General features: G+C 55.6%; 13 protein-coding genes. 4 read left to right on the plus strand and 9 right to left on the minus strand.

The features are described 5' to 3' along the window. Positions 1 to 30 precede the first annotated feature (30 nt). Complete coding sequence (locus VLX68_11940) at positions 31 to 2,325, plus strand: S8 family serine peptidase (GenBank protein ID HUI92949.1); 2,295 nt, start codon at positions 31 to 33, stop codon at positions 2,323 to 2,325. Here VLX68_11940 and VLX68_11945 read toward each other — a convergent pair. Beyond that, on the minus strand, positions 2,315 to 4,345 hold the full coding sequence (locus VLX68_11945) for a hypothetical protein (protein HUI92950.1): 2,031 nt from the start codon (positions 4,343 to 4,345) through the stop codon (positions 2,315 to 2,317). The two genes, VLX68_11940 and VLX68_11945, sit on opposite strands and share 11 nt — an antisense overlap. A 230-nt stretch (positions 4,346 to 4,575) precedes the next feature. Between VLX68_11945 and VLX68_11950 the strand changes: the two genes are divergently transcribed. Further along, positions 4,576 to 6,582, plus strand: coding sequence for a tetratricopeptide repeat protein (locus VLX68_11950; GenBank protein ID HUI92951.1), 2,007 nt, complete (start codon positions 4,576 to 4,578; stop codon positions 6,580 to 6,582). 24 nt (positions 6,583 to 6,606) lie between these two features. Next, the gene (locus tag VLX68_11955; protein ID HUI92952.1) at positions 6,607 to 6,921 is read left to right on the plus strand and encodes a pyrimidine/purine nucleoside phosphorylase; all 315 of its coding nucleotides are present in this window, start codon (positions 6,607 to 6,609) and stop codon (positions 6,919 to 6,921) included. Positions 6,922 to 7,022: 101 nt separating this feature from the next. On the opposite strand, the gene VLX68_11960 is transcribed toward VLX68_11955, so the two are convergent. The 8 genes from VLX68_11960 to VLX68_11995 form a co-directional block, all read right to left on the minus strand. After that, positions 7,023 to 8,462, minus strand: coding sequence for a hypothetical protein (locus tag VLX68_11960; GenBank protein HUI92953.1), 1,440 nt, complete (start codon positions 8,460 to 8,462; stop codon positions 7,023 to 7,025). 287 nt (positions 8,463 to 8,749) lie between these two features. Further along, positions 8,750 to 10,378 carry a glycoside hydrolase family 30 protein gene (locus VLX68_11965; protein ID HUI92954.1) on the minus strand — a complete coding sequence of 543 codons (1,629 nt, stop codon included), beginning with the start codon at positions 10,376 to 10,378 and terminating at the stop codon, positions 8,750 to 8,752. Between the two features lie 232 nt (positions 10,379 to 10,610). Beyond that, entirely contained in the window at positions 10,611 to 11,810 is a 1,200-nt protein-coding gene (locus tag VLX68_11970) for a hypothetical protein (protein ID HUI92955.1), read from the minus strand. 87 nt (positions 11,811 to 11,897) lie between these two features. Next, on the minus strand, positions 11,898 to 12,482 hold the full coding sequence (locus VLX68_11975; GenBank protein ID HUI92956.1) for a hypothetical protein: 585 nt from the start codon (positions 12,480 to 12,482) through the stop codon (positions 11,898 to 11,900). 2 nt (positions 12,483 to 12,484) lie between these two features. Beyond that, positions 12,485 to 13,000, minus strand: a complete 516-nt coding sequence (locus VLX68_11980) for a hypothetical protein (GenBank protein HUI92957.1) — start codon at positions 12,998 to 13,000, stop codon at positions 12,485 to 12,487. A 371-nt stretch (positions 13,001 to 13,371) separates the two neighbouring features. Further along, positions 13,372 to 14,628 carry a hypothetical protein gene (locus tag VLX68_11985; protein ID HUI92958.1) on the minus strand — a complete coding sequence of 419 codons (1,257 nt, stop codon included), beginning with the start codon at positions 14,626 to 14,628 and terminating at the stop codon, positions 13,372 to 13,374. Beyond that, the gene (locus tag VLX68_11990; GenBank protein ID HUI92959.1) at positions 14,625 to 15,467 is read right to left on the minus strand and encodes a TIGR02147 family protein; all 843 of its coding nucleotides are present in this window, start codon (positions 15,465 to 15,467) and stop codon (positions 14,625 to 14,627) included. Before VLX68_11990 ends, VLX68_11985 begins: the two co-directional genes overlap by 4 nt. 208 nt (positions 15,468 to 15,675) lie before the next feature. Then, positions 15,676 to 17,478: a carboxypeptidase regulatory-like domain-containing protein gene (locus VLX68_11995; GenBank protein ID HUI92960.1), complete on the minus strand. Its 1,803-nt coding sequence runs from the start codon at positions 17,476 to 17,478 to the stop codon at positions 15,676 to 15,678. Positions 17,479 to 17,898: 420 nt separating this feature from the next. On the opposite strand from VLX68_11995, the gene VLX68_12000 reads away from it, so the two are divergent. Next, the gene (locus tag VLX68_12000; protein ID HUI92961.1) at positions 17,899 to 19,290 is read left to right on the plus strand and encodes a leucyl aminopeptidase; all 1,392 of its coding nucleotides are present in this window, start codon (positions 17,899 to 17,901) and stop codon (positions 19,288 to 19,290) included. Positions 19,291 to 19,474 lie beyond the last annotated feature (184 nt).

A 19,474-nucleotide genomic window follows, 5' to 3' on the forward strand; every position in this document is an offset into this window, starting at 1 on the left:
AAATCGAACAATCTGCTGAAGCGGCGAGTGATGAATAAGGACCAATGCGTCAGAGTGTTGATGAAACAGCGTGAGTCACTTCATTCAGGACGCCGTCGTCTCTCCATTCGTCCTGTCATCACATTTTTCCTGGTCGCATTTTTTTATTTTTCCTCCTCCGCCGTTCCACTCCGTAAATCCCTCGCCGTTCTTGCCGCCAAGGACACCGTGTGCAAGGTGTGGGTCATATTTACGGACAAGAACACGCCGGCGGGCAGGGTCTCGCCGCGCGCCCTCGCGCGGCGGGCACGAATGCGTGGGGCGGGCGCCGCGGCCGCCGACATGCCTGTTTCACGGGCGTATATCGCCGCCGTCGAGCGCGCGGGCGGCAGGTGCGCCAACATTTTCAAATGGGCGAACGCGGCGAGCTTTGTTGTCCCTTCGTCAAGGCTCCCTGAGCTCGCAAAACTGCCGTCCGTCCGTGAGCTCGTCCCCGTGCGGTCATTTGCAAACCAGGCGCCGTTGAAAAATGCCAAGGGCCTGGAAAAAAAATCTGCCCAGGGTCCCGACCCGGTCTATGGCCAGAGCGCGGGCCAGCTTTCGATGCTCGTGGTGCCGGCAGCGCAGCGCTACCTCTCGGCGAAGGAAGCCGCGCCGCCGGGCACCGGCCTCGTCATCGGCCTTTTCGATTCCGGGTTCCGCACCAGGCACCGGTGCTTTTCGTATTTCAACGACCACAACCTGCTTCTGGCGGACAGCGATTTCATCGACCACGACAACACCGTTGCCGATCCGGATTCCGTGGCAAACGACATGGCGAATCCGTACTGGCACAACGACGAGCACGGCTCCATGACGCTCTCACTCATCGCCGGGTATGACCCGGGAAATTTCATGGGCGTCGCGTACAACGCGCGCTTTGTGCTCGCGCGCACCGAGGATTCTCCCGTGGAACGGCATTACGAGGAGGACAACTGGGCCGCGGCCATGGTCTGGGCCGAGAGCTTGGGCGTTGACATCGTGAGCAGCTCGCTGGGGTACAATACCGGCTTCACGCCGCCCGACACCGATTACACCTTTCAGGACATGGACGGCAAAACCACCATCATATCGAAAGCCGCGCGCCAGGCAATCGCGTTCGGCATGATCGTGGTTAATTCCATGGGGAACGAAGATCCCTTCCTGGCCGCGCCCGCGGACGTGGACGGCGTGGTGTCGGTGGGCGCCGTGGATTCCAGTTTGAAAATCGCCGATTTCTCGGACAGAGGCCCCACCGCCGACGGACGGATCAAGCCCGATTGCGTGGCCCAGGGCGTAGATGTCACCGTGCCCTCGATATACGATCCGTCAATCAGCTACACGCAGGGCTCCGGGACATCGTTCGCCGCGCCGGTGGTTGCCGGCGTGTGCGGGCTGGTGCTTCAGAAGAACGGGGGCGATTCCGCGGCCGCGATCCGCAACCGGTTGTACACGTCCTGTTTTTTCGCTCCCGGCCAGACCTCGATTGACAACAGCTACGGCCGCGGCGTGCCCGACGCGTTTCTCGCTTGTCTACCATACAATCAAACCTATGTCACGGTGGCGGACTCGTTCGGCCACTGCGTTGCCGGCGCAACGGTCACGGCCGCGGGGTATCCCGCCGGCACGAGCGACAGCGCCGGTTACGCGGTGGTCACGTTGGGCGGGGCGTTTCCCGAAACCCTTTTGGTGGGGAACGGCGCTTATTTTCCGACGCAGGTGGTGATCGCGGCAAGGCATTCGCGCGAAAAAGTCATTCTGGCGGCCCGGTATGTCTGTTCGGTGACGATGCGTGATACGCTGGGCAGGCCGGTGGCGGGAAACATTTTCTGGAAACCGCAGGGCACGGCAACTTTTACCGTTGCGCAAACCGATTCGGCCGGGCACGTTCTGCTTACCGCCGTGCCGTCGTCGGTGATAACCCTGTACGGCGTCGCGCGCGGCTACCGTGCGTCAACGCCCGCCGATGTCACGCTCGGCGAAAGGATCACGAACGAGATTGCGGTCACGGTGCTGCCGCGGCCCGCGTCGCAGTTCGTCCTGGTGCCCAACGTGCTTGACATAATGAGAAAAGGCCAGCAGCTCAGCCTCGAATTCACCTCGCTGCCCGACGACCCGCGCAGCTATTCCCAGGTGCTGGTGATGGCCATCCGCTCCGCCGACGGGACGCTCGTGTGGCAGCGCACCGAGGTGGTGGCCGCGCAGGCCGGCGTGGTGCACCGCAATTTCTGGCCCGACCGCGGAACGGCCGTCGCGCCCGGCGTCTACTTCTTTATTGTAAAGTACGGGGGAAAGTCCTACAAGCAGAAGTTCCTGGTCATTGGATGAGCCACTGGAATCCCCACCGAAACGTGATTCCCGGCATGAAATACCCCGGCACATAGGCGTATTTGCGGTTGAGCACGTTGTCGACCTTGTAGAAGAGATTGAATCCCTGGATATGGACCGCCAGCCTGAGCGACAGGCTGGAGAGCTCCCTGCTCCACAGGCTGATCCCGCCGTAAGTCAGCGGGTCGCGGCGGCTCCAGAAATCGTACAAAAGATCCACGGTGATGTGCTCCTTGCCGCCGAGCGGGTGCGCCTCGTAGCTCAGGCTGCTCTGCGACTTGAAATACGGCCTCGCGTCGGTAAGCATGAGCCGTGAGCTCAGCGCAAACCCGAGCCACCTGCCGAAGAGCGGCTCCACGAAAAACGACATGTCGGGCTGGCGGTACGGCATGACCCTGTCGGGCCAGAGCAGCGCGCCGGAAGAGTCGAGCCCCGTTTCCCCGCACACGCCGGCGCTAAGGCCGATTTTTTTATACTCGAGGAATACATCCGCGCCGTAGGCCTGATAAGCATCGAACAGCGTGGCGAAGGAAACCGCGGTGTCGTAGGGCAGCACCACCGGTGCGAGGTCGCGGGTCGCAAACAGCCGGATGCTCTGCTTGCCGGCGTGCGCGGCAATCTGGGCGTCGTAGACGAGAAAAAAGGTATTGTCGTTTCGGAATGGCATGTCCATGGTTCCGGTGCCGCCGCCGCCGGAGACATTGACAGATGCGCCGAGCGCCTCGTTCAACGAGAAGGCGCGCCGGTAGGCGAGCCGGAAATCACCGATGGTGACTTTCGCCAGGGACTGGTCGTATCGGACGCGCTCGATGTGCTGGCCCGCGCCGTTCACCAGGAACGTGTCGGCGCCGAGGGCAAGGTACGGCTCCAGCATCCCCGAAAGCTCGCTGTTGCGCCCCAATTGCTTGACCGGAATGGCGCTGACGATGAACGGATAGTCTGCGGTGTGACCTTCGAGCACCGCCTTCGCATCGGCGTTCACGGCCAGCCTGCCGACGGGCAGTGCACGCACCTGGGCCTGCAGCTCATTGCCGAAGGCCGTTATTTTCTTCCATTGCAGCGACGTTGCTCTTGCGACGGTGTCGGTATACTGCATCGCCATGTCGTTTTGTAAATCCCGATAGGAGTACGACAGGGAGGCCGTGCCCCATTGCTCGCTGTGCGAATCGAGTCTCAGCGAAACCCGGCTTTCGTTTGAAAGCGGGTTCCTGCCGTTATTGGCGAGCAGGGAGGTGTCCGAAATGGCGTACCCGAAAAGCGATTGCATGTCGTTTGCCGTTGAATAAGTAAACGGCGCACTGTACCGGTAGTTTGAAAACACGCCGATGTCCGTGTTTTTCGTGAGAGGCCGCGCAAAGCGCACGCCCAGGAGGTTTTCGCTGAACGCCCCGTTTTCCCACAGCACGTCGGCGTGGGGAACCACAAGGCCGTAGGGGAGCTGGGAACAGGAAAGGCCGTAGGGCGGCGCGGTCCGCACTTGGTCGACCTGGGTGCAGAACAGGCCGTCGCTGCCGGAGACCGGCGAGGGGTTGTCGTAAAATGCTCCGTTGTCAATTGCCGCGGCGTTGGGCAGCAGCGGGAACCCGTACAGCATGAAACGGTTGAGCTGGCTCGTCAGGGAATATGGAACATATACCACCTGCGGGAGCGCGCGCGCCGCCTCCGAAACGCCGGAGGCGTCGGAATGAAAAAGCTGCCACGGCTCGAGAGTGGAGGAACTGAACACCGAGTCAAGCGCCGCGGGGAACCGCATGGGGCGTTCCTTGCGGCGCACGATTTCACCGGCGAGGGAGTCCCGCTTGTGCGCTCTTGCCAGCGAGTCCGCGCCGGACACCGGTTTTGGCGCCGTGGGAAGAACGATGCCGGCCGGATTTTTGCCCGCAGCAGTGTCCGCTTTGCCCGCCGGGGGAACCGCGGATTTTTGTCCGTTTGACGAATCGGATGAACCTGGTGCGGCGGGCGCCGGATTTTTATTCGCTTCCTGCGCCGGTTGGCCCGCTGCCGGCGCGAAGCCGCTCACGCATAAGAGGAAAATTGCTGGAATGATAATGTTAAGGCGCGATTGCTGCATCATACTGAGCATTAAAATACAAGGCGCTATAACTCCCCATGAATCAAAATTGCCGCCTGAAGGGCAATCTATTTCATACCTGTCCGTATTATTTGCATCAATATATATTTTACTGGAAGTAAAACTCCTTATCACCGCCACGATACGATGAAGTCTGGATGTCTGGAAATCTCCGTCCCATGAAAAATACCCGCTTGCGTTTCCCGCCCGGTGCCGTGATTATTGCCGCATGCTTTGCATGCGTCAACATCGGGTGCGTTTACTTCAATCTGTATTACAACGCCGAGACCGCCTACGAGACCGCGCTCAAGGCGCACCTGAAAATTCTCAAGAACAATCCGGATTCAACGGGTCTGCCGCCGGAAGTGGAAGCGGGTTTCAAAAAGGCGATTGACAAGGGCAACAAAGTGTTTGAGCTGTATCCTCGGAGTAAAAAATGGCACGACAAGGCGCTGTTCCTCGTCGGAAAGTCGCACTATTATCTGGGCGAATGCGACAAGGCGATCCGCACCTTCCGGCAGATGCAGAAGGAATTCCCGAACAGCCCCTTTATCCCGGAGACCTACGTGTTCATCGGCCGCGCTTATTTGAAAGCGGGAGACCTTGAGGAGGCCGAAAAGGCGTTTGCGCTTGCCGTTGAGCGGTATCCGCAAGTCAACAAGGGGCAGGAGATAAACATGTTCAAGGCCGATCTCGCCATGCGCAGGGAGGGCAAGTCGCAGGCGATCATGATTCTCGAGGAAAATTACAAGGCCGCCAAAGCCGACGACCAGAAGATGGACCTCGCCATAAAAATAGCCCAGCTCTACAGCGACCTCAAGCAATACGACAAGGCGATCGCGTACCTTGAAAAGTCGCCCCGCGTCAAGGACCTTTCCGACCAGCTGTACCGCATCGACTACCTGCTCGCGTCGTGCTACGCCGACAAGGGCGATCTCAACCGGGCGCTCGCTATTGTCAATGCGATGCTCCCCGTCAAGCAGTACGTGGCGAAGGTGGCGCTCATCCGCCTTAAAAAAGGCGACATCCTCGACCGGCTCGGCAGGACCGACGAGGCCATCGACATGTACAAGCAGGTGTGCGAGAGCGCCACGGCGGGCGACGCGGTGGGCGATGCATGGTTTTACCTGGGCTGCATTTACCAGATGAAAAAAGACGACCTCAAGAAAGCCAAGGAGTGCTTTGACAAGGCCATACCCGTGCTTAAAAATGCCGACATGAAGGATGTGGCGACCAGGCGCAGCAAGGCGATAGAAACCCTGTTTAAATTCCGCACCGACAAAAAGGCGCCCGACACCCTGAAGACGGCGTCGAGCACCGACTTCAAGGTCGGCGAGCTGTTCTGGCTCGAGCTTGACCAGCCGGACTCGGCGTACAAGCACTACTGCGCGTCGGTGCGCGACACGCAGCACGCGGCCCAGGCGCCCAAGGCGCTGTATTCCGCGGCGTGGATCGCGCGGTACGCCCTCGCCGACAGCGTGAAGGCCGACAGCCTTTTCAAACTGCTCATCGCGCGGTACCCGGCCAACATCTACGCGCAGAAGGCGCAGATCGCGCGCGGCGAGACCGTCACCATCTTCACGCGCCAGGACTCGGCCCGCGAGGCGTTTGACGCGGCGGAGAAAATATTCTTTGCCGACAGCAACCCCGATTCAGCCGCAACGGCGTACGTGGAGGTGTATAAAAAATACCCGAATTCCGACTTCGGCCCCAAGAGCCTGTACGCGGCGGCTTGGATCAACGACAACGTGCTTGACAAAAACAGGACCGCCAAGGGGCTTTACGAAACGCTGTGCGACTCGTTCCCGTCGTCGTCATACTGCCAGAACGAGGCGCGGCCGAGGCTCAAGGTGGTCGCCGACTCGCTCGCGGCCCTGCGCGCCCTCCGGAGGTCTCCGGCATCGGGCGCGGCGGCGCCGGCGCAAAAGGGCGTGCCCGTAACAAAGAAGACGCAGGATTCCCTGGCGGTCAGCGACTCTGCCGCAGTGCCGCAGGCCGCGGTAAAGCCCCCGCCGGCAGTGCAGCAGACGCCGCCCGGCCCCGGCCTGCCGCCCGAGGGCTACAACCGCGGAAGGTACCGCGGCAGCGGGCCGCCGAACACGCCGGCGCAGCAGCCTGCGCCGGCAGCACCCGCGCCGAAACCCGATTCAGTCGCAAATGTCAATACTGAAAGCACGAAAAAATAACGCCAACAGAAAGTGAAGGAGCCCATGGACCAGTTCGCCAGCGTCACCGTGGTCAAAAAAGCAAACGTTTATTTCGGCGGCAATGTCACCAGCAGGACCGTTCTGTTCGCCGGCGGGGAGAAGAAGACCCTTGGCATCATGATGCCGGGGGAGTATGAATTCGGCACCGCGGACAAGGAAATCATGGAGATACTCGCGGGAAACCTGACCGTTCAGCTTCCGGGCAATCCGGCCTGGAAGGCGTTCTCGGCAGGACAGACCTTCGAGGTGCCGGCCAATTCGAAGTTCAAGCTCAAGGTGTCGGCGCTGACGGATTACTGCTGTTCGTACGTAAAATAAGAGAACTCGCTTGTAAAGTAAATGCCCCGCCCGCCGCAATTTTGTTGCGGCGGGCGGGGCACACGCTGATCCGGTGCGGAGCCTTTTACAAAAGTTGCTCCTTAAAAAAGCAATCCCAGCTTCAGCACCATCCACCATGACAGCTTTGTCCGCAGCACCTCTTCGGAATCGTAAAAATTGTTGACCGGCGATTCATTGCGGATGTGGTCGCACGCGACCTGTGCCACAGCGAAAAGACCGTTCTTGAAAGTTTTCTTTGCATACACGGCCCATTTCAAGTTGTCATCATGGGCATAGTTGCTAAAAGGCTCAGTCGTGTAGGCCACCCCTTGGGGAACCGGGACCGGCTGCCATAGAGACTGGTCCTTGTATTGATAATTGTTGGGGTATTTGCAATCGTAATACTCGAATTGCAGCGAAAGCACGTCGAAAATGCTGAAGCTCCCAAAGTCGAATGAAGGCAGGTTGATGCCCAGCATGATTGGTACCTTGTGTATGAGCGTGTCGTATCCGTAGGGGTTGTCCTGGCTTGAAGGATAGCTCTGCACTCCAAGTATCGCCGCTTCTCCGAATAATTTTAAACCCTCGTTTCCGATGAACAAGAAATGGTCGGGCGACCCGAAGAAACGCTTCGGATCAAAGGAAAAGCGCCCCATCAGCTTCAATCCGGCGGCCGTGTAGTATTTCGCCGAAGCGACGCCGCCGTTGGAATCCAATACAACGTCGTAGGCGTTGCCATTGGAAGCGAGCCCAGTTCCGATGGTCTCGGTGTGGGGAGACGTAAGACCATCGTTTGCGGGCACGAGACTCTGATACATGGCGCCCACGCCTAAGTTGAAGATCTTTGCCATGTCAAAGGTGGCAATGCCCCCGAGGTTCAAATCGAAGAAGGGGGGCATGTCGGTTGATGCATTGAGAATGAGGTCGAGGTGGGTATGAAACAGCGAGGGGCCGAGGTCACTGCTTATCTTCAAGCCCAGGAGCCTTGCCAGCGCAAAATCGAATTGATTGAAGAGCACCGCAGGATAGCATCCGCTTCTGTAAAGATACTCGCCGAGATCGCGCGCATCGGGATTGTACTTAAAAGGGAAGTAGCCAAGGGTGAACTGGAGATACGGCGACTCGGCGTCGCCGAGGTAGAAGTTGCTGAAGGCCCGGTCGAAGTAGAAGGCGTAATACATCGAGGGCAAAAAGAACCCTTCAACGCCGCCTTTTTCGTTTTGGGGGAAGGTATTGTAATACAGCTTTCCCTCGATAGCGGCCTGGATCTGGAACCTGTCTCCCAGCTGCTTATTGAAACCGAAATTAACATAGGTCCGCATGACGTCCTGGTGGGCGCAGGAGTCGGAAAGCATGTGGGGCCATTCCAACTGGCCGAATTCCGAGGACGAGAAGCCCGAGAAATGCAGGCCGAGCGCGTTCAATCCCGATGAGACCGGATTGGCAGTCGTGTCCGTTTCCCCGGCGCTCGCGGCTTGCAGCAAGGCGCCCAGGCAGATGATGCCGGCGATTACGGCAAAATAAAGTCTGTGCTTCATCATTCGTGAGACTCCTTTGAAAGAGTTTGTTTGTGATGGTTTTCAGAAATCCTGTGATGCAGTCAAGAAAAGACTGTTGATTCTCCCCGGTCTTCGCGATTTCGATACTGAATGAAAGCGCGCTGAGCGGACTATTAAGAATATAAGATAGGAATGGCTCGCGTCAAAGTCCGTCATTCACCTTGGGAATGATGTTTCACGGAAAACCGCAAAGCAATGACCGTCAGATTACATTTATGAAGCACGGCTCCCCGCCGGGCGAGCGGGGAGCCGTGTGACTATTTGGCTTTTTAGTTTTGACCCGGCTTGGTCACGTATACGCCCGGAGTAACACGGCCCGCGGGAGATGTCAATACTCTTTTTCCCGACACCGTATAGGCTTCGGGTCCAAGCACATCTGATCTGTCAAGGCCCATTACCTGGCGCCAGGCCGAAAGATTGCTTTTTGCCGATGAGTGGACAGTCCCGGCAGGTTTTTTATTGTTGATGACCGGAACTCCGCCCGGATACCAGAAAAAGTCGTCAATGGAATAGGGCGTCGTCGCATATTCAATCTGATTGCTTCCGATCACCACTCTGCCGTTATACGAGGCGTTTGCCGGATTGTGCACGATCACCGCATAACTGGAGTCGGGATTTTTAAAGGCCATTACCTCGGGGGTATAGCTGCCTGACAACGTGGTGCCTATGCGCACTGCGCCGGTCCGGACATATTTCGAATATTGGGCCATTGCATAGTAAACGGGCCTCATTGTATATGTCTTGGCCGCGGTATTGATGAGAATTCCGGCATCGCACCAGTTCGAGGACAGGTTCGGGCCTCCCTGCTGGTTGAGGATCATGTTCCAGTCCACCCAGCCTTCGGAGCCGTTGGTGCAATCACCCCAGATGTCGTGGGCGTAGTTTTCCGCGCTCTGCTGCCACGATTCAGGATTGGACTGGTTAAAGCCGGTGATGCATTGCTCAGTCGCGAGGATGTGCTTGCCCAAACTCTTGTATGTCGTGTAAACCGTGTTGACCGCGCTGAACAGGTTCTGGTAGTCGTACCAGTGGATTGCCTCTCCCCATACCATGGGGGTCACGGTAGCGTCGGAATAGAACGTGTTTGCCCACTGGACCATCATATCCCTGTTGTGGTCGAGAAACATGACATTGAGGACGTTCGGACCGAGATTGTTCCTTGCCAGCATAGGCCCGAGATAGTTCTTCATGAAATCCCGCTCCTGGACGTCCGAGAAGATCATGGAAGGCCAGCTCTGCGTCGCGGCCGGTTCGTTCTGAATGGTGACCCCCCATGGCGTCACGCCGAATGCCTTGTATGCCTGGTACCACTTGACAAAATACAATGCCCATGTGGTGTCGCAATTCGCGAGCAACGACCCGCCATTGTCCATGTTCCCGTTCGACTTCATCCATCCCGGCGCGCTCCAGGGGGAGCCGAAGATTTTAAGGTCGGGATTCAGCCCCATGGCTTCTTTTTCCCATTGAAGTATGTATGTCTGGTCATGCGCAACGCTGAACTTGCTCAGGGAATAGTCGCCCGCATTGTCATCGTAACTGTATAAAACCGCGGAAAAATCGCTTGCACCCATCTGAGAGCGGCATACTTCGTAATTGGCGCCGGTGGGGCCGAAGTAGGCCGCCTCCACCGCCGCGCGGTCGGTGGCACTGAGGTAGTTCAACGCCCACGCCCCGGCATCGGTGAAGGAACCGCCGAATCCCACCATGGTCTGATAGGTCTGCGCCGGATTTACGGTAACGGTCAACGGTTCGGTGGTGCCTGCGGCGTGAAATGAGAGCGTTTGCATCTTCATTTTGTCGCCGCCGCTGGACGACCTCATCCAGGTGACTTGTTGCGCGAACGCGGATCCGATCATGACAAAACAAATTGCCAGCAAGAGCGTCTTTTTGGGAGCCATGGACATCTCCTTTGATTTAAAGGGTTAAAATTACAATCTGAAAAAATACTAAAATCATGCAATTCAACCTAATAATATAATGTGTTTTACCGCAAATGGTCAGGCAAAACGAAAAATTTTATTGGGAATTTTAATGGTAAATGGTTTTTCCCCCTTTTTAAGCAAGGTCCCTGAGGTAAACCCGAAACCAATTCCGGCATATAACAGAGCCCTTGGTTGCAATGTTTTTGACTCAATTGTTCTTCAATGGATCTGCCGTTTCTTTTTTAATTGAACTCAATGAGTTTTGAAACCCTTTTAAATTTGAGATCATTCCATTCAATGCAGAGATATAAGATTTATAAACTAATTTATTTTCCTCCCAATGTAATCCATGAAAGGAGAAATTAAGCCAGTTATAGGCTTTCAGGGCACTTTCTTTGTCATAAAATGTGTATATCCAATTCTGAGAAATCCGGTCTTGGTCCATAGCCCCAATACCATTTGAAGCGAATCTAATCGGGGTTGGGATCCCGCCCCAACTCATATAAGCCTCATTATTCGAAATACCAAATTCAAAAAAGGCTTTCCAAAACGATAACTGAATAATAAGCCTCTGCAGGATAAGCGAATCGCTTTCCGGCGACAGCGGATGTTTCACCCACGAATAAAGATAGCTGCCTTTATAATCGATCAGCGTTTTTTCACGTCCCCTGAATCCATCTTCAAATAAAAAGATCGATATTTGCTTGGTGGGATACAAATCTTCCAGTTCAGCCTTTTTGACAAGCAGAAACCCAAGCAGTTCGGGGCTTGTCCAAGCTTTTTTCGGCATTGGTATGAGAAATCGATAGCCGTCGTTTTGCTTTTCGATTTTTAAAAAAACCGCTTCGTTTGGATCAAAGTAGTCCAATTTTTTTAAGGTGTTTGCAATTTCCGTTGCCTCCTCATCGGACAATCCATCATAAAATACCTTGCCTCTTAGTTCTTTTAAATTTATGACTTTCCCTTCCATTTCCGGCGAAAAGGATGAAAGAGCAAATGAATATCCGAAAATAAAGATTAACGTTATGCATAATCCAACAAGGCCGATTTTTGCGGCACGCCAACCTGAATGGACGCCGCCGTCCCGGGTTATATGATCCTTAATTAATTTGCCCTGGAGTTTTTCCAATAAAAACGCGATAATGCCCGTATATGCCGCCGGGATAAAATAGTGAGGAATTTTTTCCGAATATTTTTGAGGAATGGCTATGAGAAGTGAAAAAAGGAGAATCGTGCTTAGTATTCCAATTATCATCGCCCTTCGCGCCGCAGTAAAATTTCCAAACGCCCTGTAGTTTTCCGAAATCATGTAACCGGCGACAATCGGGCCCCCAAAAAGGGTAGCTATATCTATCGATTTTCTGTCGAATATTTTTACTTCTTGTTTGTATAATTCATCCGCATTCATCTGGATTTTCTTTCTTGCCCTGGCCGGCTTCAGCCATTACTCATAAAATATACGAAAGGCCGAGCTTTATGATTGAGCCGGCAAATTCTATTTGCAATCATTACTTTTATCCTGAAAGCATTTGCCGTGGTTTGGATAGATTTCCCAGCAGACCGGCGGTTTTGAAAATGCTTTATATAAACACTCCGCACGTGGCATCTCTGGAAGCCGGTGTTTCCTAATAAAGACAGTATTAAAGGTGAAAGTGCTGTCTGTTTCTACAGAACAGCCTAAATTTCGAAGCGCCGCTTTAATTGAGTCATCAATTTCCTGCTCACTGTAAAAAGAAAATGAAAGCTGCCCTCTATCCTCATAAAACAAATATCTGACAAGATATTTTCCATTCTCCAAAGGAATTGTTGTCGATATTTGGCTTCCGCGGTCTCTTCCCAATATTTTTTTCACGCATGCCGATCCTGGATAGTGTTTTTGAAACATGCTGTCGGACAGTTTTGAATGAGGAGCAAAAGCCGGCCAGATGGCCCGAATTTGAGATTCGAATTGCAGATTGACTGAATCAATGCAAGCAGATTCCTCTTTGGTAATTCTTTCCAATTGGGAATGAGCAGAGGATGTCAACAAAAGGGCTAACCCGATGGCGATGGATAATCGTTTTTTACCGCGGGTGTGCACGATTACCGCCTCTGCAGAAAATAACTCCCCACGTATAACCCCAAAGACAAGATGATATAGGCATATTCCACGATCTTTTTTTTCGCGCCGTCCTCCCGCGCCTGGAATATGTCGAGGAACGCGTGCCGTATCAGGAACGTGTAAAGAACGAAATACAGAAACGGTATCACATGAACGTAAAACGGGTAATTGCCGACTTTTTTCCCGAACAACGACAGCACCCATCCGATCTGGCTGTAGATCCCGAGTATGCCCAGGCCGGCGTTGATGAACATCCATTTTACTTCGTCAAGCCCGAACATGACGAGGTAAAACACCACATATACCGTGATCGCAAGGCCGCCGTGCGCGTAAAGAAAGAGCACCGGCGTGTTCTTTGAGCCATAGGCCATGAAAAAGCCTGAGAGGCCGAATATCAGCATGTGAACCATGAAGAAAGGGTAGAGCATGTACCATGGAATAGTTGAGCCCGCTGGATAGGTCTTGCCGTTGATGGTCATCTTGCTGCGAAGTTTCATGGCGTATTATCTCCCTTTACGGTTTAATAATGTTTTATAGATAATACTACCATCTTGTATTTGCAAATCAAGCCCTTTTTGTCGGCTGCGATGAATTTCCCGATCCTTTTGCGGATTGTTACGCCACTGATGTGAAAAAAAGGATAACGAAGGGGAATTCTTTTTTATAGCGCGAAGCGCGTACCGCTGAGGTTGCGTTGCGAAGGGGCGACGCCTCGCGAGCGTAATGCGAGCGAATTCGCGCGCCCCTTTGCTGGAAAGGGTGCGCCCCGGATCGCCGGCGCGTAGCGTCGGAAGCCGGGGGCCAGGGGAAACCATGAAGCGGTGTCCTCGCCAGAGTATAAAAATGGTCTTTAAAAAACCAAACCTGATTACCTGACAATCTCCACCACGCTCGTCTTCCCGTCAATTCCCACGCTTACCTGATACCTCGATCCGTTCCGCGTGATGACGCCGGTAAGGCCGTTCGCGGTGTCCGCGACGCCGTAGAACGCCGCGGAAGCGCCATTGGCGTTTGTCAGTGTTATGGAGGCGAGCCCCACGGCCGGCTCCACGCCGGTCATGGTCTGCGGGTCCGGGCTGATGCGGATACTGATACTGCGGTACGGCGACAGGGAACGGTACACGACGCTGCGGGAAATAGCGAGCAGGCGGTCGTCGCCGGCGCTGGAGAGGTTTTTCCCTATGTCAACTTTATAGGCAACCGTGAGGCTTTCGGCGGTGTCGGCAACGCCGGGATAAAACGTGACGATGCCGAGCGTCGAATCAGGTTCGCTGAAGTAAACCCGCGACAGGGTCGTGGCGCCGGCAGCGGTGCTGCGCGAGACAAACAGCGGCCGCGCGCTCATGATGCAGTTGCGGTCGTGCGCGGGCAGTGAGACCGTGTCCGTGACCGGCACTGCGCTCACGAACAGGTAATCGACTTGCGCCGTGTTTGCCGCGGAGGTGTATGCCACGTTTGCGAGCGTCCACTGCGGCGCGGGAACAACCGGCGCAGGGTTGCCCTTGATCGATGATCCGCCCGAGTCTGCCGCGAGCCACAGCGTGTCGGTCACGGCATACAAAAGCTGCGCGCCGTCGGATTGCCGCACGACGCGCACGACCACCTTGGCGCGCTTCTGCAGCACGGTGTCGGCGATCACGGCCGTGTCGCATATGACAATGGACCCTTTTCTAACGGTCACGTTCACCACGGCGGTGTCGCCCGCGGCGGGAAGCGGCCGGGAAACGGTGTCGGCCACCATGATCGTGTCGCGGATATAGCTGGTGTCCCTGTTGAATACCGTATCGTAGAACGTCACGGTGTCGTAGATGATGAGCGAGCTGTCATTGACCGGCGCGGTGTCGGCGAGCGCGGCGCTGCGCTTGGAAAGGCCGGCCGGGGCGGAGGCAAGCGGCACGTTCTGCACGGTGTCGGCCGCTGCCGCGCTGTCAAGATATGCGGACGGCTGCCAGAGATTTTTTGTGTGCAGCGCGGCGAGCGCCTCCTTTGCCATTGCCTGTGCGCATGCCGTGATGTCCGGGTTGCCGGTTTCGGTGCCGCTGGCGATATTCACGCTGCATCTGCATAGCCACAGAGCGGCCCACAGGGCCAGGAGCGCGGCAAAGGGTAAAACGCGCCGTTTCATGGCCGCCCTCCGCCATTGTTAAAGGGCGCGGACAGGGGAAAAAGCTGGAAGTTGACCTGCACCGCCACGTCCGGGTTCCTGTCGGCTTCCGCCATGTCAAGAAGCTCCTTGCGGAACTCGCGGAGCTTCTCGATGACGGCGTTTTTCGTTGCGTGTGACACGCTGAGCGTGAGGCTCGAGATGTCGCGCTGGTCAGCGGGGAAGCGCTCGATAGACTCGGCGGCGCGCTGCATCATCGCCTTGTGGTAATTAGCCACGGCAATGGAACGGACAAGCGGGCCGGTGGTGAGCGTGGCCGCGCTCTTCGCATAACGCCCGTTGCCGGTTTTTTCGATGAAGGCAAGGTCAAGTAGCAGCGTCACCGATTTTTCCGCCTCAACGGCCGAGATGGTCGGTATCACGGCGCGGCCGAGTGTTTTATAATCACCCTTGAAATCGACGGCGGTCACCAGTTCCCTGATCACGGGATGGTACCATTCGGAATAATAGGAATATTCCGACTCCTCGATTTTCTTCGGGTCCGTTTTCCGCCGGTATTTCATCAGCTTCGCAAGATAGGCGTTTTTCTCCTCGAGCGTCCAGCTCTGGTTGAAGAAAACAAGGTTCTCAAAATATTCGGCCTCTTTTTTGTTGTGGGAGAGCGCCTTTGAGAACTTGAAAACGCTTTCTTTTGACAGGTTCCGCTTGTCGTCGATGACGAGCTTGAGAAAGTTGGGCGAGGTGAAGCCGGCTTTCTGCGAAAACAGCCGGTACGAATAAAACGGGTGCTCCCTTTTTTTCGCAGCGTACGAGTCGCGCAGGTAATCGCGGTAGTTCATGTACTCGTAAAGATGTTTCATACGGAAACGATCGGCTTTCAGGAGTCACCGGACAGAAGCCCGCTGTCACCGGTCAGCAGTCAGAAACCAGCGGTCGACAGTCAAAAAGATCTCTTCGGAAGATTGCTTCGCGACGCTCGCAATGACATCATCATTCTGCCTTATCACCTGTCAACTAACGTCTACCTCAATTTTTCTCTGTGTCTCTGTGCCTCTGTGGCGATCTATTTTATCTCGATTCCATCAGATTGATCCGCTTCGAAGCGCTGAACCCCTCTCCCTCCACCTTGAAAATGATGATGCCGTTTGCAAGCGACGCGTTCTTGAGATTGATCAAATGCGTGCCCGCGGTGAGGAATTTTTTCGTTGAAAGCTGTGAGATCTTCTGGCCGTTGAGCACATAGGCCGAAACCGACACGTTCTGGCTTTTCGGGATGATGAGCGACAGCGTTTTCGTTGACGCCGAGTAGGATATCACCGGTTTCTTCGCATCGACCGTTTTGCGCTGCACGGGCAGCACGGCGGTCACCTTTACAATAGGGACAACCACGGTCGCCGCGCTCCGGTCGTAGCCGAGCATCTTTGCGGTGATTGCAAGGCTGGATGCGGTGTCGCTGTCGGTAAAGCTGAGAAAATTCATTGTATCGGACCCGGCTGGTGCAAGCGTGATCTTCGTGGGGGTCATGGCGCACACGAGATTGCGGCCGAACCAGAACACGGTGTCCCTGGGCGGCGCAATGGCGATCATGTCAAACTGGCAGCTCGAGGGGAAATCGTACTCGACCGTTGCCATCGAATTGTTCTTTACGATGTAGCGAACCAGGATGTCGTTGCCGGCCGTATACTGGGGCTTTTCGGTTGCCACGATGAACGACACGTCGCTCACGGTCGTGGTTTCGGGGTTGGCATACGCCGGCGTCAGAATAAAGTTGACGGTGACGGAACTGTTGGAAAACAAGGACGCCTGTTTGCTTTCCGTTGCGTATCCGGCCTTTGACGCGGTGACGGTCACCGTTGAATTGTCGTAGGTGACCGGGACGCTGTCGATCGTGTACAAGCCCTCCGCATCGGTGACAGAGACATACTGGTTGCCCAACAAAATGGGCAAGGCCGCGTTTGCCTGCGGTTGTATCAGGACGGGGACGTAAACGGTGACGCTGCATCCCTCGATAGGCGGAGAAGCGCAGGGAATCCCAGGACAGGGTGGCTGATATTTTTTAACGCTTCCGGTTACCGTGCACACCGCCCCGGTTGAAAGCAACGAAACGTTAACCACCGTGTCGGGCGGGACCTGGATGCTGACGTCGCGGGATTGATATCCGCTCGCGACAAATCCCAGCGCATAGGCCCCCTGCGGCACGCTCGCAAAGGAAAATTTCCCTGATGCATCGGTGACCGTCGAGTCGATAATGGCGTACAACGGATACGCGATGGCGGTGCTCTTTTTTGCAAGCACGACCGGCAGGCCTGAACCGGTCTTAAGGTACACGGCGGTATTTGGTATCGGGACACTCACGGCAAGCGCGCCCGGGTCCTGGATCACGGTGCCGGATACCCGGTAGGATACCGTTTGCTCGGTGACGGTGAAGGCGGTGACCTCAGTTCCGCCGCCGGTGCTGTCAACCACCGTGTAATTGCCCACGGCAAGCTTTCCGAATGCGAACCGCGGCCCGTAATCGGTGACTACCGCGAGGCACGGCATTCCGAGCATGAGCGGAGGATTTTGGGTGTAGGTCAGCGCAATGACGTAATTTTGGGCGCACGGCGCTCTCACGCAAACGAAATTGCTTGTCTGCATGATTTTGAAGGAAGCCGTGTACGTCGGCACGCAGGAGCTGCTCGACTGTCCCAGGATCAGCCACAGCGCGACGCTGTCGTTCTGCGTCGGCGCGGAAGGGGTGAGCACGGCCTGGGGAAACAACGGGAGCACCGGGCCGATGGGCAACGCCTTGATGACGGGTGGGGCCATAAGGGAAATGAACGACAGCAAAACAAGAACTGCGCAGGCTGAAATTTTTCTGGGGTTTTTCATAGGGCCTCCATGAACAATTTTCTCTAATTAAGGAAAGAAAGTTCGTTTTTATTAGTTAAACGGATCTTCAGCCATAATATATCACGAAATCATGAATTTTGTCAATCGTAAATTAAAATTCATGTATTCCAAAGAATACTCACAACACCTGGTTCGCTTGATAAAACATTGATGATGAATGAAGTAATGATTACTGAAAAATTGGGTGGGCCAATGATTCCCGATAGTCTTTAAAGGAAAAATCCTTTGCGTTTTTTATCTTGTTGCCATCAACGAAACAAGTAACCTTCCCAAATCAACAGGAGGATGTCATTTATCAATTCCACAATCTACATTTTACATTCTACAATTTTATAATGCCCCAAATTATTTTACCTTATCAACCCGATACATCCACAAATACTCCTAGAAAGCGGCAGCATGAAACTCAGCATTTCCAAGACGGCCCATTCGCCCACGCAAATCGTCTTCCTGACAAAAGAGAACGCCCAGATGGTCCCTGATTTTTCGGGGAAGAAAAACGACACCACGGTCCGTTACGACGGCAAGAAGGCGGTCATCTACTGCGGCCTCGGTGAAAAAGACGCGGTTTCGGCGGGCGTCATCAGGAGCGCTGCGGCCGCGGGCGCGCAGAAGGCGCTCGAGCTCAAGCGGGGCGACATTTCGCTCTTTGCGCCGCGCGCGGGACGCCGCGCCGATTCCTGGGTGCCGGCGCTCGAGGGAACGGTCCTCGGCGCGTACAAGTTCACAAAGTATAAAACCGAAAAGGCAACGCCGCTTTCTTCCGTGGAGCTGGTGGCCGACGGCGCTTCCCAGCGCGGCGCGGGCCGGGTGCTTTTCATCTGCGAATGCGTCAATTACAGCCGCGACCTTGTCAACGAAAACGCCCACGTGGCCTTCCCCGAATTCCTGGCCCAGCAGGCGCGGCTCGTTGCAAAAGAAGGCGGCATGACCGTTGAGGTGCTTGCCGAAAAGGAAATTGAGAAAAAAGGCCTGCATTTGCTCGCGGCCGTGGGCCGCGGGTCTGAATACCCGCCGCGCCTCGTTTGCATCGAGTACCGGGGCAACCCGGGCTCAAAGGAGAAAACCGCGATCGTGGGAAAGGGCATCACCTTTGATTCGGGCGGGCAGAACCTTAAGCCCACGGGCCATATCGAGACCATGCGCTGCGACATGGCAGGCAGCGCTGCCGTGCTCGGCGTTATGAAGGCGCTGGGCGAACTGAAGCCCAGGGTCAACGTGGTGGGCGTGTGCGCGCTGGCGCACAACGCCATCGGCGAGCACGCCTATTTCCCGGGCGACGTTTACGCGTCGTACAGCGGGAAGACCGTTGAGGTCCTGAGCACCGACGCCGAGGGAAGGCTCGTGCTTGCGGACGCGATTTCGTATTGTAAAGACGCCTTCAAGCCCACCCGCATCATCGACCTCGCCACGCTCACTGGCGGCATCCTTACCGCCCTGGGCACCACCACGGCCGGGCTGTTTTCCAACGATGACGACCTTGCCAAGCGGCTGTTCGCCGCGGGCGAGGAGGCGGGCGAGCGGCTCTGGCGATTCCCGCTGTACGAGGAGTACGCCGAGACCATGAAGAGCGACATCGCCGACCTGCGCAACGTGAGCAGCCTTTCAAAGGGATACGCGAGCTCCATTACGGGCGCGGCGTTCATCCAGGAATTCGTGGGCGCGATCCCGTGGGCGCACCTTGACATCGCAGGAACCGCCTTCAACGAGGAGAAGGCTAAGGGCGAGGTGCCGCAGTTCGCCACCGGCTTCGGCGTGCGGCTTTTGTTGAAATTTCTCGGTGCGGAATAGTACAGTATCAGTAGACCGCATAGTGCGGATTTTTATTAACTCGGTCCTTCGGGCGGAAAGACAATAGTGTCACAGCCTTAGTCCGGATGCATAAAATTACAGCGGGGACGCTTCGGGATCCGGGGCCTTCAGCCCCTGGAAAACAAAAAATGGTTGTGCACCTTAAGCTGCGCTGCTTGACAGA

This window comes from Chitinivibrionales bacterium (genome assembly GCA_035516255.1).
In the GTDB taxonomy this organism is placed as follows: domain Bacteria; phylum Fibrobacterota; class Chitinivibrionia; order Chitinivibrionales; family FEN-1185; genus FEN-1185.

Coding starts and splice junctions, on each gene's coding strand:
- VLX68_11940 (HUI92949.1), top strand. CDS start 31: ATGAATAAGGACCAATGCGTCAGAGTGTTGATGAAACAGCGTGAGTCA.
- VLX68_11950 (HUI92951.1), top strand. CDS start 4,576: ATGAAAAATACCCGCTTGCGTTTCCCGCCCGGTGCCGTGATTATTGCC.
- VLX68_11955 (HUI92952.1), top strand. CDS start 6,607: ATGGACCAGTTCGCCAGCGTCACCGTGGTCAAAAAAGCAAACGTTTAT.
- VLX68_11960 (HUI92953.1), bottom strand. CDS start 8,462: ATGATGAAGCACAGACTTTATTTTGCCGTAATCGCCGGCATCATCTGC.
- VLX68_11965 (HUI92954.1), bottom strand. CDS start 10,378: ATGGCTCCCAAAAAGACGCTCTTGCTGGCAATTTGTTTTGTCATGATC.
- VLX68_11970 (HUI92955.1), bottom strand. CDS start 11,810: ATGAATGCGGATGAATTATACAAACAAGAAGTAAAAATATTCGACAGA.
- VLX68_11980 (HUI92957.1), bottom strand. CDS start 13,000: ATGAAACTTCGCAGCAAGATGACCATCAACGGCAAGACCTATCCAGCG.
- VLX68_11985 (HUI92958.1), bottom strand. CDS start 14,628: ATGAAACGGCGCGTTTTACCCTTTGCCGCGCTCCTGGCCCTGTGGGCC.
- VLX68_11990 (HUI92959.1), bottom strand. CDS start 15,467: ATGAAACATCTTTACGAGTACATGAACTACCGCGATTACCTGCGCGAC.
- VLX68_11995 (HUI92960.1), bottom strand. CDS start 17,478: ATGAAAAACCCCAGAAAAATTTCAGCCTGCGCAGTTCTTGTTTTGCTG.
- VLX68_12000 (HUI92961.1), top strand. CDS start 17,899: ATGAAACTCAGCATTTCCAAGACGGCCCATTCGCCCACGCAAATCGTC.